General features: G+C 33.1%; 13 protein-coding genes and 1 tRNA gene. 3 read left to right on the top strand and 11 right to left on the bottom strand.

Annotated elements, in window-relative coordinates; translation table 11 throughout:
* Nucleotides 1-33: 33 nt before the first annotated feature.
* From argC to ilvD, 10 genes are all read right to left on the bottom strand, one after another.
* Nucleotides 34-1,017, bottom strand: coding sequence for an N-acetyl-gamma-glutamyl-phosphate reductase (argC, locus tag Q0807_RS00850; protein WP_299105240.1), 984 nt, complete (start codon nt 1,015-1,017; stop codon nt 34-36).
* Between the two features lie 51 nt (nt 1,018-1,068).
* Complete coding sequence (locus Q0807_RS00845; protein ID WP_299105238.1) at nt 1,069-2,250, bottom strand: argininosuccinate synthase domain-containing protein; 1,182 nt, start codon at nt 2,248-2,250, stop codon at nt 1,069-1,071.
* Nucleotides 2,243-2,872, bottom strand: a complete 630-nt coding sequence (locus Q0807_RS00840; RefSeq protein WP_299105236.1) for a GNAT family N-acetyltransferase — start codon at nt 2,870-2,872, stop codon at nt 2,243-2,245. The genes Q0807_RS00845 and Q0807_RS00840 overlap by 8 nt, the downstream gene beginning before the upstream one ends.
* A 425-nt stretch (nt 2,873-3,297) precedes the next feature.
* Entirely contained in the window at nt 3,298-4,875 is a 1,578-nt protein-coding gene (locus tag Q0807_RS00835) for an NADP-dependent glyceraldehyde-3-phosphate dehydrogenase (RefSeq protein ID WP_299105234.1), read from the bottom strand.
* 10 nt (nt 4,876-4,885) lie between these two features.
* Nucleotides 4,886-6,154, bottom strand: a complete 1,269-nt coding sequence (ilvA, locus tag Q0807_RS00830; RefSeq protein WP_299105232.1) for a threonine ammonia-lyase IlvA — start codon at nt 6,152-6,154, stop codon at nt 4,886-4,888.
* Nucleotides 6,155-6,178: 24 nt separating this feature from the next.
* Nucleotides 6,179-6,478: an antibiotic biosynthesis monooxygenase gene (locus Q0807_RS00825; protein WP_299105230.1), complete on the bottom strand. Its 300-nt coding sequence runs from the start codon at nt 6,476-6,478 to the stop codon at nt 6,179-6,181.
* An 82-nt stretch (nt 6,479-6,560) separates the two neighbouring features.
* Nucleotides 6,561-8,060, bottom strand: coding sequence for a ketol-acid reductoisomerase (ilvC, locus tag Q0807_RS00820; RefSeq protein ID WP_299105228.1), 1,500 nt, complete (start codon nt 8,058-8,060; stop codon nt 6,561-6,563).
* 45 nt (nt 8,061-8,105) lie between these two features.
* Nucleotides 8,106-8,636, bottom strand: a complete 531-nt coding sequence (ilvN, locus tag Q0807_RS00815; protein WP_299105226.1) for an acetolactate synthase small subunit — start codon at nt 8,634-8,636, stop codon at nt 8,106-8,108.
* A gap of 1 nt (nt 8,637) precedes the next feature.
* Nucleotides 8,638-10,374: a biosynthetic-type acetolactate synthase large subunit gene (gene ilvB, locus Q0807_RS00810; RefSeq protein ID WP_299105224.1), complete on the bottom strand. Its 1,737-nt coding sequence runs from the start codon at nt 10,372-10,374 to the stop codon at nt 8,638-8,640.
* A gap of 12 nt (nt 10,375-10,386) precedes the next feature.
* Nucleotides 10,387-12,066, bottom strand: coding sequence for a dihydroxy-acid dehydratase (ilvD, locus tag Q0807_RS00805; protein WP_299105222.1), 1,680 nt, complete (start codon nt 12,064-12,066; stop codon nt 10,387-10,389).
* Nucleotides 12,067-12,579: 513 nt separating this feature from the next.
* On the opposite strand from ilvD, the gene Q0807_RS00800 reads away from it, so the two are divergent.
* Nucleotides 12,580-13,671 carry a formylglycine-generating enzyme family protein gene (locus Q0807_RS00800; RefSeq protein ID WP_299105220.1) on the top strand — a complete coding sequence of 364 codons (1,092 nt, stop codon included), beginning with the start codon at nt 12,580-12,582 and terminating at the stop codon, nt 13,669-13,671.
* A gap of 275 nt (nt 13,672-13,946) precedes the next feature.
* Here the strand turns inward: Q0807_RS00800 and Q0807_RS00795 are convergent.
* Nucleotides 13,947-14,022 (bottom strand) — tRNA-Phe (locus Q0807_RS00795).
* A gap of 102 nt (nt 14,023-14,124) precedes the next feature.
* Between Q0807_RS00795 and Q0807_RS00790 the strand changes: the two genes are divergently transcribed.
* On the top strand, nt 14,125-14,853 hold the full coding sequence (locus Q0807_RS00790; protein ID WP_299105218.1) for a type III pantothenate kinase: 729 nt from the start codon (nt 14,125-14,127) through the stop codon (nt 14,851-14,853).
* Entirely contained in the window at nt 14,853-16,157 is a 1,305-nt protein-coding gene (locus Q0807_RS00785; RefSeq protein WP_299105216.1) for a hypothetical protein, read from the top strand. The genes Q0807_RS00790 and Q0807_RS00785 overlap by 1 nt, the downstream gene beginning before the upstream one ends.
* Nucleotides 16,158-16,167: the final 10 nt, after the last annotated feature.

The following is a 16,167-nucleotide window of genomic DNA, read 5'->3' as shown; positions in this document are numbered from 1 at the left end:
GGTTTCAAAAACCTTACAGGTCTATAGTGTTTATTAAAAATAATTTGCCTTTAATTGTAATCCTTCAGTTTCTTCAAAGCCATACATTAAATTCATGTTTTGAATCGCTTGTCCAGAGGCGCCTTTTAATAGGTTGTCAATAATACTTGTAACCAGTAATTTATCGTTGTGTTTATGTAAATGAAGGATACATTTATTGGTGTTAACGACTTGTTTTAAATGAATGTCTTCATCAGAAATAAAGGTAAATGCAGCATCTTTATAAAACTCCGTATACAATTGTTTTGCGTCTTCTAAACTGCCTTCATATTTCGTGTAAAGTGTTGCAAAAATGCCTCTTGAAAAATCACCACGATTCGGCATAAAAATGATTTCAGAATTAAAATCTGATTGTAGCGCATTTACGGTTTGATTTATTTCTCCTAAATGCTGATGTGTAAATGCTTTGTAGTGTGAAAAATTATTATCTCGCCAAGTGAAATGTGTTGTCGCAGATAATGAAGTTCCGGCACCAGTGGCACCAGTTACAGCATTTATGTGTACATCGTTTTGTAAAATTTCGGCTTTAGCTAAAGGTAATAATGCTAATTGAATTGCCGTAGCAAAACAACCTGGATTAGCAATGTAATCGGCTTTTTTAATCGCTTCTCTATGTAATTCAGGTAAACCATAAACAAAGGTTTTGGTATTGAAAACTTCATCTTTAGTTAATCTGAAATCATTACTTAAATCAATGATTTTAGTGCCTTCAGAAAATGTATTTTGTTCTAAAAATGCTTTTGAATTGCCATGACCTAAACACAAGAAAAGCACATCAACATCTGTATTGATTTCATTTGAAAACACCAAATCAGTTGAGCCTAACAAATCTTGATGTACCTTACTAACTTTGTTTCCTGCGTTAGAAGTGCTGTATATAAAATCGATTTCTACTTTAGAGTGATGAATTAATAATCGTATTAATTCTCCAGCTGTGTAACCAGCGCCTCCAATGATTCCTATATTAAATTTTTTCATTGTGCTAACATTTTGAGACCTACGAGGTTTTGAAAACCTGTGAGGTCTTATTTAGTTGTTTACTTGCTGATAAATCTTGTTTTGATTGCCAAATATTTTAATAAATCCTTTGGCTTCATCTGCTGTCCAACCTTTATTTTCTTCACCATAACTTCCAAACTTCGCACTCATTAAATCGTGTTTAGATTTTATGCCATCTAGCGTGAAGTGGTAAGGTTTTAGCGTTACGGTTACATCACCAGAAACTTTGTCTTGGCTACTTTGTAAAAAGGCTTCCATGTCGCGCATTACTGGGTCTAAATATTGCCCTTCGTGTAAATGCATACCATAGAAATTAGATAAATAATCTTTATGTTGTAGTTGCCACTTCGTTAAGGTGTGCTTTTCGAGTAAATGATGTGCTTTGATGATAATTAATGCCGCAGCAGCTTCAAAACCAACACGTCCTTTTATACCAACAATGGTGTCACCAACATGAATATCTCTGCCAATAGCATAAGCAGATGCTAAGTTGTTCAGCACTTCGATATTGACTTCGGGATTATTTTCTACACCATTTAAAGCTACTAATTCACCTTCAGAAAATGTAAGTACTACTTTCTCTGGGTCTGTATGTTTTAATTGTGATGGGTAAGCGGATTCTGGTAATGGTTTTTCAGACGTTAACGTTTCTTCTCCACCAACACTAGTTCCCCAAAGTCCTTTGTTAACTGAGTATTTGGCTTTGTTCCAAGACATGTCGATTCCGTTTACTACGAGGTAATCAATTTCTTGTTGTCTGGTTAATTTACCGTCTCTAATAGGTGTAATTATTTCAATTTCTGGTGCTAAAGTTTGAAAAATCATATCAAAACGCACTTGGTCATTTCCTGCGCCTGTGCTACCGTGTGCAATATATTTAGCATCTATACTTTTGGCGTATTGAACAATTTCAATGGCCTGAATAATACGCTCTGCACTGACAGATAAAGGGTAGGTGTTGTTCTTTAATACATTTCCGAAGATTAAATACTTAATCACTTTATCGTAATAGGATGCAATTGCATCAATATTCTTGTATGTTGAAACACCCATTTTATAGGCATTGCTTTCAATAGTTTTAATTTCTTCTTGAGTAAATCCGCCAGTATTCACACTTACGGCATGAACATCATATCCTGCTTTACTTAAACTTACTGCGCAGTATGAGGTGTCTAATCCTCCACTATATGCTATAACTAATTTTTTACTCATCTTTTTTGTCTTTTATTAAAAACATATTCTGTTTTATCAATTTTAATCGTGTCCATACTTTTTTGTCATACGGACGTTCTTTGGGTTTTGATGCTTCAGCTTTAGAAGGATCATATAACATACCAGTGCATAAGCACATTTTTTGTTCAGTTCTCGTTAAAACGTCAAAATTTTTGCAGGTTTGACAACCTTTCCAAAAAGATTGATCGTCGGTTAATTCTGAAAACGTAACAGGTTTATAACCCAATTCGCTATTCATTTTCATAACTGCCAAACCTGTTGTAATACTAAAGACCTTAGCATCTGGAAACTTGGTTCTAGAGTGCTCAAAGATTACTTTCTTAATTTGTTTGGCGAGACCTATATTTCTAAAATCTGGATGAACAATTAGGCCGGAATTAGCGACAAATTTTCCATGGCTCCATGCTTCGATATAGCAAAAGCCAGCGAATTTATCACCTTCTAATGCAATGACAGCATTACCATTTTCCATTTTGGTAATGACGTATTCTGGTTTGCGCTTAGCGATACCAGTACCTCTAACCATAGCCGCTTCAGCAATAGTATCGCAGATGATTTCTGCGTATATGCTATGTGATTTATCAGCAATAACAATTTTCATTGTAATTGAGTTTTTATATTAAAAAATGTGATTTGTTTTTTGAAAGTAGAACCGGACACACCTAAGTTCTATTAATAATTGTATACCCTTACGGGCGACGATTATGTGCACAGCGTAAACCACTTCTATTTGAAATTGGAAGTACTAAATCTAAAACTGTAAATATGTGTGGTGAATTATTCAATGTAAAAAAATAAAAGATTAACTAAATGGTTTAATGTAGTTCCATTAGCGACGTCGCCTGTTTAATAACAAGCTTGTGGGTCTTTCGATTCTATTTTTTTGACTTAACATATTGTAAATTTAGAATTAATATTTAATAATGGTCTTAAAATCAGTCCTTTTTTTAAAGTTTTACGAAATTCTTAATTCTATTAATTAAAACTGTAAATCTTTCATTGATAAATGCTTTAAGACCCTTTTCGTTAAAGTATATAATCTGTACTTACAAAATTTGAAGCTCTTGAGTCTAATAAATCTTTTAGAATAGTATTGTTGTAATCATTGTCTTTAGAAGCAACAAAGGTTCTAATTGAAAATGAACGTAACGCATCATGCACACTTAATGTACCAACAGCTGAATCCTTTCGTCCTGTAAATGGATATACATCTGGTCCACGTTGACAAGAACTATTTAAATTTACTCTACAAACTAAGTTGACAAGTGTATCTATTAAAGGTGCTAATGTTTTTACGTCTTTACCAAACAAGCTTACTTGTTGCCCATAGTTAGATTCTGCCATATCATCTAAAGGTTCGTCAATATCACTAAAAGGAACTATTGGTATTACAGGTCCAAATTGTTCTTCTTGAAAAACTCTCATATCTTTAGTTACAGGATAAAGCACCGCAGGAAAAATATAGTTTTCCGTTGTTTCTCCTCCTTTGGCATTAATTACTTTTGCTCCTTTTTCTGTAGCATCATTAATTAAGCCTTGAATATAATTTGGTTTGTCTGGTTCTGGTAAAGGCGTTAATTTTGCACCATCTTCCCAAGGGTTTCCAAATTTTAGCGCATCTACTTTTGCTGAAAAACGTTTATTGAATTCTTCCACAATATCTTCATGAACATATAATACTTTTAATGCTGTACATCGTTGTCCATTAAATGAGGTTGTACCGGCAATACATTCATCTATTGCTAAATCTAAATCGGCATCTTTTAATACAATAGCCGGATTTTTAGCTTCAAGACCTAGTACCAAACGCAGTCTGTTGCTTTTTGGGTGTTGGTTTTGTAAAGCGTTTGCGGATTTACTATTTCCTATTAAGGCTAAAACATCAACTTTTCCAGATTGCATAATTGGTGCAGCAACTGTTCTTCCGCGTCCGTAAATAATATTAACAACACCTTTTGGAAAGCTATCTCTAAATGCTTCTAATAATGGAGAAATTAATAAAACACCATGTTTTGCAGGTTTAAAAACAGCTGTATTTCCCATTATTAAAGCCGGAATTAATAATGCGAAGGTTTCATTTAATGGGTAGTTGTATGGACCTAGACAAAGAACGACGCCTAATGGACCTCTTCTAATATGTGCGTTTACGCCAGAGCTTTTTTCAAATTTAGCGCTATCACGATCCATTTGTTTGTAGTCTTCAATGGTGTCGTAAATGTATTCAACTGTTCTATCAAATTCTTTTTGAGAGTCTGGTAAGTTTTTGCCAATTTCCCACATTAATAATTTTACGACTTCTTCTCGCTTGATTTTCATTTGCTCTACAAACTTTTCCATGCAAGCAATTCTGTCAACCACTTTCATTGTTGGCCATAAGCCTTGTCCTTTATTGTAAGCAGAAACAGCAGAGTCTAGTGCTCTAATAGCTTCTTTTTTTCCTAAAGTAGGAATTGTTCCTAGAAGTGTAGGCTCATAGTCTTCAGTTGACGAAATTGTTGAATATACTTTTGAAGTTTCGCCTCTCCATGGTATTAATGCGCCTTCTACTAAATAGGTATTTTGGTCGACTAATGTTTTGATTTGAAACTGTTCTGGGATATTCATGATTTCTGTTTTAAACTAAGAATTGAAATAAATCGGGTTTGTCATTTAAATAATCTCCAAAGAAATTATGTTGTTTCATTTTAGTAATTAAAGGTTCTAAATCTTCAGGTGATTTTAATTGTAAACCTACAACGGCAACATCGTTTTCACGATTTGCTTTTTTTGTGTATTCAAAATGAGTAATATCATCATTAGGTCCTAATATATCAACTACAAAATCTCTTAAAGCTCCTGTTCGCTGCGGGAATTTAACAATGAAATAGTGTTTTAGATTAGCGTAGAGTAGTGCACGTTCTTTAATTTCGGCAGTACGGGTGATATCATTATTGCTTCCGCTAATAACGCAAACTACATTTTTGCCTCTTATTTCTTCTGCAAATTGCTCTAGAGCGGAAAGGCTTAATGCACCTGCAGGTTCAACAACAATGGCATCTTTATTATATAACTCTAAAATAGTTTGGCAAATTTTACCTTCATCAACCGTAACTACACGATGTAATGTTTCTTTACAAATGGCAAAATTTAAATCACCAACGCGTTTTACGGCTGCTCCATCTACAAAGCTATCTATAGAATCTAATTGAATGTTTTTATTTGCTCTGATAGAGGTTAACATAGCAGCAGCACCTTTTGGCTCTACACTAATAATTTTGGTTTGAGGTGATAATAATTTAAAAACAGAAGACAAACCTGCTGCGAGTCCGCCACCACCAACAGGAACAAAAACATAGTCAATTGGGTGTTCTTGAGCTTGGTCTATAATTTCTAATCCAACAGTTGCTTGGCCTTCAATAACTTTTTCGTCATTAAATGGATGAACAAAAGTTTTATTTAATTCTTCACTTTGTTGCATTGCTGCTTCGTAGGCATCGTCAAAAGTGTCACCAATTAAAATAACATCAACATAATCTTCACCAAACATTTTTACTTGTTCAATCTTTTGGTTAGGTGTTGGTGAAGGCATAAAAATAGTGCCTTTTATTTTTAATAATTTACATGAAATTGCAACACCTTGCGCATGGTTTCCTGCGCTAGCACATACAATTCCATTTTCTATTTGATTTGAGTTTAAAGATGAGATTTTGTTATATGCACCTCTTATCTTATATGAGCGTACCTCTTGTAAATCTTCTCTTTTAAAATAAATATTGGCACCAAAATGTTTAGAATATCTTGCGTTTTTAACTAAAGGTGTTACGGAAGCAATACCTCTTAGTTTTTCGGCAGCGGCTTCAATAGCTTCTATAGTTGGTCTGTATTTAGTTTTGGTTTCTTCCATTTAATAAATCCTAGAAAGGGACTTTTATTTATTTTCAATTATTGTTTTGTAATGTTCAACTACTGGAAATGGATTATAATAATGATGTAAAAGTGTTTTCCATTTAATATAGGCATCAGATGTTCTAAATCCTATGCTGTGGTCTTTAATAGTTTCCCATTCTACAAGTAAAATATATTTGTTGCGTTGTTCAATACATTTTCTTAATGAATGACTTTTATAGCCTTTTATTGAACTTATATATTTTCCTGCTTCTAAAAAATCAGATTCAAATTGCTGTTCTAGATTTTCTTTTATTTTTAAAGTTGCAACTTCTAATATCATATTATTCTAGAAAAATTACCTGCCAGGTTTTTTGGTTTAGACAACACTCAGCCACCAATTAATCTGACAGGATAAGCATTATTTATGCTAAAACAGATTCTTTTGTGTCTTCAGTCTTTATAACTTTCATAGCTGTCATTGCAGCACGTAAACGTTGGCCAACTTCTTCGATAGGGTGATTTCTAATAGCATCATTAACAGCAATCAATTCAATATTATCAACACCTGTAGATTTTGAAAACGGCTTACCAATTATTGATGTATCAACTGTTTTCATAAAATCAGTTAATAATGGTTTACAGGCATGGTCAAATAAATAACAACCATATTCAGCTGTATCAGAAATTACTCTGTTCATTTCAAATAATTTCTTTCTTGCAATAGTGTTAGCAATTAATGGTAATTCATGCAAAGATTCATAATAAGCAGAATCTTCAATAATACCAGCAGCAACCATGGTTTCGAATGCTAATTCTACACCAGATTTTACAAAAGCAACTAATAAAACACCATTGTCAAAATATTCTTGTTCAGAAATATGATCAGGAGTTAAAGTCGTTTTTTCAAAAGCAGTTTCTCCCGTTTCAGCTCTCCATGTTAATAAGTTAATATCGTCATTAGCCCAATCTTCCATCATAGTTTTAGAAAAATGACCAGAAATAATATCGTCCATATGCTTTTCGAATAATGGACGCATAATACCTTTAAGTTCTTCAGATAGTTCGTATGCTTTTATTTTAGCAGGATTAGATAAACGATCCATCATGTTGGTAATTCCACCATGCTTTAAAGCTTCTGTAATGGTTTCCCAACCAAACTGAATTAACTTTGCAGCATAACCAGGCTCAATTCCTTCTTCAACCATTTTGTCGAAAGATAAAATAGCACCAGTCTGTAATAAGCCACAAAGAATGGTTTGCTCTCCCATTAAATCACTTTTAACTTCAGCGATAAAAGATGATTCTAAAACACCAGCTCTATGTCCTCCAGTTGCGGCAGCATAGGCCTTTGCTTGAGCCCAACCTTTACCTTCTGGGTCATTTTCTGGGTGTACAGCAGTTAGTGTTGGTACACCAAAACCACGTTTGTATTCTTCACGTACTTCAGTTCCTGGACACTTTGGTGCTACCATAATAACTGTAATATCTTCGCGTACTTTTGTTCCTTCTTCAACAATATTAAAACCATGAGAATAGCTTAATGTAGCTCCTTTTTTCATTAAAGGCATCACAGCTTTTACCACGTTAGTATGTTGCTTATCTGGTGTTAAGTTTAAAACCAAATCTGCTGTTGGAATTAATTCTTCATAGGTACCAACTGTAAAACCGTTTGACGTTGCATTTTTGTAAGATTCACGTTTTTGGTCAATAGCAACTTGTCTTAGTGTGTAAGAAATATCTAAGCCAGAGTCGCGCATGTTTAAACCTTGATTAAGTCCTTGTGCACCACAACCTACGATTACTATTTTCTTTCCTTTTAAAGCGTTTACACCATCTTCAAATTCTGAAGCATCCATAAAACGACACTTTCCTAATTGCTCTAATTGTTCTCTTAATGGTAATGTGTTAAAATAATTTGACATTGTTTCTAGTTGTTTTTTAAACCTATTTTGGTTTATAAATTTTTATTAATCTTGAAATGCTTGAAGCATTGTTGAAATTTTCATTTCGTCTTTAGTTATTGAAATGCGTCCTGAACGTGTAAACTGCATAATACCAAAGACACTTAATTCTCTGTGTAGTAATTCGATTTCTTCTTTACGTCCTGATTTTTCAATCACAAAAAAATCTCGATTTACGGTTACAATTCTTGCATTGCTTTCTTTTATTATATTTTGAATTTCACGTTCATCAAATAATAAACCTGATTTCATTTTAAAGATGCAAGATTCTTGATAAATAATTTCTTCTTCAGTATGATAGTATGCTTTAATAACTTCGACTTGTTTTTCTATTTGACCAATGATTTTTTTGATATTATCTTCAGTCATATTTACGACGATAGTAAATCTAGAAACACCTTCAATTTCTGAAGGTGAAGTGTTTAAGCTCTCTACATTTATATGCCTTCGTTGAAAGATTGCTGAAATTCTATTCAACAATCCGATATTGTTTTCAGTATAAATTGATACTGTAAATAGTTGTTTTTCTGTGCTCATATTACTCTAATCTTACTTCTGAAACTGATGCTCCTGTAGGTATCATTGGAAAAACCTTTCCTTCTTTCTCAACACAAACTTCTAAAAAATAAGGGCCATCTGTGTTTATCATTTTTTCTACTGCGTCTTTTAGGTCTTCTCGTTTTGTTACTTTATTAGCTTCAATAGAATAGCCCTTTGCAATAGCAACAAAGTCTGGGTTTGTCATTTCGGTAGACGCATAACGTCTATCAAAAAATAGTTCTTGCCACTGTCTAACCATTCCTAAAAACTCATTGTTTAAAACCACAATTTTTACTGGTACTTTTTGTTGAAAAATGGTACCCAATTCTTGAATAGTCATTTGGTAACCACCATCTCCAGAAATTGAAATAACTTCACGTTCTGGTGCAGCCATTTTTGCTCCAATAGCAGCAGGTAGACCAAAGCCCATTGTGCCTAAACCTCCAGATGTAATATTACTTCTGGTTTTATTAAAATTAGCATAACGACATGCAATCATTTGATGTTGACCAACATCTGTAACTATAGCAGCATCGCCTTTAGTTTGTATATTAATTTCTTTTAAAACCTCAGCCATTGTTAATCCTTCTTTTGTAGGATGCAAATCGTCTTTTATTACTTTTTCATACTCAATAGCATATAAATCTTTAAATTTCTGATGCCATTCAGGATATGTTTTTTCTTCTAAAAGCGGCAACAAGGCTGCTAAACTTTCTTTTGCGTCTCCTAAAACTGCAACTTCAGTTTTTACGTTTTTATCTATTTCTGCAGGATCTATTTCAAAATGAATCACCTTCGCTTGCTTAGCATAGGTTGCCAAATTACCAGTAACACGATCGTCAAAACGCATACCTATTGCAATTAAAACATCACATTCGTTGGTTAGTACATTTGGCGCATAATTTCCGTGCATACCAACCATGCCAATATTTAAAGGGTGCGATGTTGGAATTGCTCCTGCGCCTAAAATAGTCCAAGCAGAAGGTATTCCTGCTTTTTCTACTACTGCTTTAAATTGTGCTTCAGCTTCACCTAGGGAAACACCTTGTCCCCATACTATCATAGGTTTTTTAGCAGCATTAATAAGTTTTGCGGCGGCTTCAACAGACGTATTATCTAATTTTGGAATCGGATTGTAACTCCTTACGCCTTTACATTTTTCGTATTTAAAATCGAACTCTTCAAACTGAGCATCTTTAGTAATATCTATTAAAACTGGTCCTGGACGACCACTTCTTGCAATATAAAAAGCTTTTGCCATCACTTCAGGAATTTCTGAAGCCTTAGTTATTTGATGATTCCATTTGGTAACTGGAGTTGAAATTCCAACAATATCTGTTTCCTGAAACGCATCACTACCTAATAAATGAGAAGCCACTTGGCCTGTAATACAGACCATTGGAGTTGAGTCTATTTGTGCATCTGCAATACCTGTAATTAGGTTTGTAGCTCCCGGTCCCGAAGTTGCAATAGTAACACCAACTTTACCAGATATACGAGCATAACCTTGAGCAGAATGTGTTGCACCTTGTTCATGACGTGTTAATACATGATGAATTCTATCTTGGTATTTGTATAATTCATCATAGACAGGCATTATTGCTCCTCCTGGATAACCATAAAGGATTTCAACACCTTCAGCTAATAAGCACTTAATAACTGCTTCACTACCAGAAATACGTTCAGTAGTTTCAGTACTTTTAGAGTTGTTGTTTATAGTTTGAGTTTCTTTCATTTACTCTTTATTTTAGAATTCATCAGTAACACATCCTTTAGATGCTGACGAAACTGTTTTTGCATATTTATATAAAACACCACGCTCAAACTTTAAGTCTGGTGCTGTCCATTTTTGACGTCTTTTTTGCAGTTCTACTTCTGAAACTTCTAATGATATTGAATTGGTTTCAGCGTCAATAGTAATTATGTCTCCATCCTTAACGACTGCGATTGTGCCACCTTCCTGTGCTTCTGGTGTTATGTGTCCCACTACGAAACCATGAGTTCCGCCAGAGAATCTACCATCAGTAATTAAAGCAACATCTTTTCCTAAACCTGCTCCCATAATTGCAGCTGTTGGTTTAAGCATTTCTGGCATTCCTGGTCCACCTTTTGGACCTTCATACCTAATGACGACGACATCACCTTTTTCCACTTTTCCATCTCTAATTCCATCGTTTGCTGCATATTCACCTTCAAAAACTTTAGCTTTACCTCTAAAGCATAAGCCTTCTTTTCCTGTAATTTTAGCCACACTACCTTCTGTTGCTAAATTTCCATATAGCATTCTTAAGTGTCCTGAAATTTTTATAGGTTTCTCAATAGGTTTGATAACATCTTGACCTTCTTTTAAGTCTGGTACATCTAATAAATTTTCAGCAATTGTTTTTCCTGTTACGGTTAAACAATCTCCGTGAATCATGCCTTTCTTCAAAAGATATTTTAATACTGCAGGAATTCCACCAACCGCATGAACATCTTCCATTAAATATTTTCCACTAGGCTTTAAATCCGCCAAAAATGGTGTGTTATCGCTAATATCTTGAAAATCTTTTAGTGTAAAATCTATTTGAGCAGCTCTTGCAATTGCTAAAAAGTGCAGTACAGCATTTGTTGAACCACCTAAAATGGTAACTAATCTTACCGCATTTTCTAATGACTTTCTTGTAATTATATCGGAAGGCTTAATATCCTTTTCTAATAATAAACGTAAAGCTTCACCAGCTTTTACGGATTCTTCTTTTTTAGCATCACTTAATGCAGGGTTGGATGAGTTGAATGGTAATGTCATTCCCAAAGCTTCAATAGCAGAAGCCATAGTGTTTGCAGTATACATTCCACCACAAGCACCTGCTCCAGGACATGCTTTTTCGACGATATTTTGGTATTCTGTTTCATCCATTGTACCAGCAACTTTGCTTCCCCAAGCTTCAAAAGCAGAAACAACATCCAATTTTTTACCATTATGACAACCAGAATCTATTGTGCCTCCATAAACTAATATTGAAGGGCGATTTAAACGAATCATAGCCATTAAAGCACCTGGCATATTTTTGTCACAGCCTACAACTGTAATTAAGCCATCATAACTCATAGCTTGCACAACAGTTTCCATAGAATCTGCAATAATATCACGAGAAGGTAATGAGTAGCGCATTCCTGGTGTTCCCATAGAAATACCATCACTTACACCAATAGTATTAAAGATTAAGCCAATGACATCTTCGTTTTTTGTGCCTTGTTTTACGAGTTTAGCCAAGTCATTTAGGTGCATATTACATGGATTACCTTCGTAACCTGTACTTGCTATACCAACGATTGGTTTAAAAAAATCTTCTTTTGTTAATCCAATAGCATGTAGCATTGCTTGTGCTGCTGGTTGCGTTGGATCCTGTGTAACTGTTTTGCTGTATTTGTTTAATTGACTCATAGTTTTATTTTGGCAAAATTGATTTGCTGAAACTAAATTACTTTTTATGCTATGTTTATAGATTGTTATTCTATTTCTAAATCTAAATTCAATAGCCTTGACATTTATTTAATTATCTGATATTGAGTATTTTAAATTAGTAATTATATGATGTCCAAGTATATTAATTATTTGCATAAAAAAAGCCTTTCAGTTAAAGGAAGGCTTAAATTAAATTTATGTTTTAATTCATCATAGCATTCCTTGGCTTCGTGAAATAATCACGAAGCGAATTTTAGAAATGATATTAATGACTTTTATATTCATATTGTTAATTCAAATATTAGATAATATTTTTTAGAATCTTAAATTTATAATAAAAAAAAACAAAAAAGCATTCGGTTTTAAATATTAGTGTTTAATAATATTAATATTATCACAGAATATTTAAAATTCCTTATATTTTTAGTTTTCATTGCTCATTCTTTCAAAAAGAACAAGATTTTGAATTATTCTCCTTAAAATTAAAATAGTATGTATTATCAGAACATAAAAAAGCAATTATCTTATTTTTCTATCATCTTTTTTGTTCTTTTATTTTTTTATAGTTGTAAAAACGAAAGCGGAAATAAAGCCTCTGAGTCCGAAATAATTTCGAAAATAGAAGTCCCTGATGGTATGATTTGGGTTGAAGGAAAAACTTTTTTACAAGGCGCTAAAGAGTCTGATAAATATGCCATGCCGAGAGAAAAACCTGCTCATATGGTAACGGTTGATGGCTTTTTTATAGATATTACTGAAGTTACAAACGTTCAGTTTAAGACGTTCGTAGAAGCTACAAATTATATAACTATTGCAGAAAGAGAGATTGATTGGGAAGAGATGAAAAAAGAACTTCCTACCAATACACTAAAGCCTCATGATTCTATTTTACAACCTGGAAGTTTAATTTTTAATAAAAGTGTAAATGCTTTTGTAAATATGGACAACTATGGGCAATGGTGGACCTGGAAAACCGGAGCTAACTGGAGACATCCTGAAGGTCCAGAATCTGGTATTGAAGGTAAAGATGATTACCCAGTAGTTCATGTGGCTTATCAAGATGCTTTAGCATATTGCAAATGGGCAAACCGACGTTTGCCAACAGAAGCTGAATGGGAGTCTGCAGCTCAAGGAAAAAATTCAAACACTATTTTTACTTGGGGAAATGATGCTTCAAAATTAGATTTTAATGCAAATACATGGCAAGGTGTTTTTCCAATTAATAATGATTCTAAAGACGGTTTTGAATTTATTGCTCCAGTAAAATCTTATCCTCCAAACAGTATTGGTTTATTCGATATGGCTGGAAATGTATGGGAAATTACTAATGATTTTTTTAATGTAAATTATTATAGCGAATTAGGTATGTCTAAACCTATTATAAATCCAGAAGGAGCAGAGGAACATTATAATCCAAATAATCCTTATCAAATAGAATATGTAATGAAAGGAGGCTCTTTTTTATGTAATGCTTCATATTGTGCCAGTTTTAGGATTTCTGCTAAAATGGGAGTTTCAATAGATTCTGGGTCAGACCATATGGGCTTTAGGACGGTTGCAACACCAGCAATGTTATCTGGTTAAGGATAAAAAGATTCATAAATAGTTTCTTTTGAAGGGTGTTATTTAGAAATAGAATTCAGCAAGAAGGATAAAGTAACAAGGTTTTAACTGAGTTATATTTTGATGTTTTTGAACTAAAGGTGTTAGTAAAAGTAATTAATATGATGATTTAATTAAATCTATTTACATAGGTTAGAATCTGCTTAAGGCTTGATTTTAATAGCTTTTCGGGATGAAATAAGAAGTGTTTAATCTTGTAAACCAAAAAACCCGATTCAGATGAATCGGGTTTTTGATGGTGGTGCCTCCAGGAATCGAACCAGGGACACAAGGATTTTCAGTCCTTTGCTCTACCAACTGAGCTAAGGCACCAATTGCTTAATTAAGCGGGTGCAAATATAAATGCATTTTTTATATAAGCAAAAAGAATTTGATAAAATTTGATTTTATAAATTTGTAACTTAGAAAATAGATATGAATCTTATTGTAGATGTGGGAAATACGTATGTTAAATTTGCCGTTTTTGAAAACGGAATTTTAATATATAAGTTAAGTTTTAAGCTAAATGAGTTTAAAAAGCGATATAAAAAGCTAAAAAAGGACTATCCGGAAATAAAAAAAGCCATTATTTCGTCTGTTGGTCATTTGTCAAAGGAGGATGTTATATTAATTGAATCCGATTTACCAATCATAGAGCTTAGTTCTGAAACAAAATTGCCTTTTGATAATTTATATGCAACGCCAAAAACTTTAGGTGTAGATCGTATAGCTCTCGTAAGTGCTTCGGTTGATCAATTTTCTGATAAAAATGTATTGATAATAGATGCAGGTACATGTATTACCTATGATTTTATTACAAAAAGAAATCAATATATAGGAGGTGCAATATCACCTGGTATTAGATTGCGCTACAAAACTTTAAATAATTTAACAGCTAATCTTCCGTTATTAGAGACACAAATGCCAAAGAATTTAATTGGTGACTCAACAGAATCTTCAATTCATTCAGGTGTTGTTAATGGTGTTATTAAGGAATTAGATGGAATAATTGATCAATATTTAGTAAATTATTCAGATTTAACAATTATTTTAACAGGTGGTGATACTAAATTTTTGTTTAACCAATTAAAAAATACCATCTTTGCCAATTCAGATTTTCTTTTAGAAGGTTTGAATTTTATTCTAGAATATAATTCAAAATAATGATAAAACGATTCATTGTAATTTGCATTACAATTATTAGTTCTGCTGCGTTTGCGCAACAAGGAACAGGTTCTCCATATTCATTTTATGGTATTGGAAGTCTTAAATTTAAAGGAACTGTAGAAAACCGAAGTATGGGAGGAATGAGTGTTTACTTAGATAGTATTCACTTAAATTTAAGCAATCCGGCTTCTTATGCTGGTAAAAACTTGGAGTCTTCAAATTTTAGAGGTGAAAGTAGACCAGTGAAGTTTTCTGTCGCAGGTACAACGTCTAGTAGTACTTTGAGAAGCGATTCTGAAAAAGCGAATACTAATAGTACAATTTTCGATTATTTAGCGCTATCTGTGCCAGTTGGTAAATTTGGATTTGGCTTTGGTTTAATGCCATATACTTCCGTTGGTTACCGATTAGATGATGTTAATGATGACGATGTTTTAGTTAATCGTTTTAATGGAGAAGGTGGTATAAACAGAGTTTTTGCAGGTTTAGGCTATCAGGTCAATGATAAATTAAGCATTGGTGTTGATTTTAATTACAATTTTGGTAATATTCAAAATACGGCAATAGAAGTAGCATATACATCAGAAGGCGATGTTGTGCAGTATCAAACAAGACAGTTTAATAGATCTGATTTAAGAGGTCTAAATTTAAATTTTGGTGTAGCTTATAAAACAAAAATTACAGATAAATTAGAATTATCGGCAACGGCAACATACACACCAGAGAGTAAATTAAATTCTGAGAATATTAGAAGATTTTCTACAGTGACTTTAGATACCGATTATGAGGTTATAGGTCTATCTAATACTATTGAATCTGATCTTGAAGATACGAAACTTACTTTACCTTCTAAGTTTACAATAGGTTTAGGTATTGGTCAACCAAAATCTTGGTTTGTTGGTACAGAGTATACCTTCCAAAGCACAAGTGATTTTTCTAATCCAGTTTTTCCAAACGTTGCAACTACTTTCGAGAATTCATCTGAAATTTCTCTTGGAGGATTCTATATTCCTAACTATAATGCTTTTTCTGGGTATTTTAAAAGAGTGGTATATAGAGCAGGTATTAAATATGAAAACACAGGTTTAGTAATAAAAGATGAACCAATTAATGAGTTTGGCATATCTTTTGGACTAGGATTACCAGTTGGACCTCGTAATTTGTTTTCTAATGCTAATTTTGGCTTTGAATTTGGAAGAAGAGGAACAAGAGAACAAAATTTAATCTTAGAGAATTTTGTAAACTTCAATGTAAGTTTATCTTTAAACTCTAGATGGTTTGAACAAAAAAAATATTACTAATAAAATTAAC

The sequence above is a fragment of the uncultured Winogradskyella sp. genome (assembly GCF_947495255.1).
Taxonomy (GTDB): Bacteria; Bacteroidota; Bacteroidia; order Flavobacteriales; family Flavobacteriaceae; genus Winogradskyella.
Note: the sequence above shows the minus strand (reverse complement) of the source record. Positions and strands in the feature narration are given on the sequence as shown.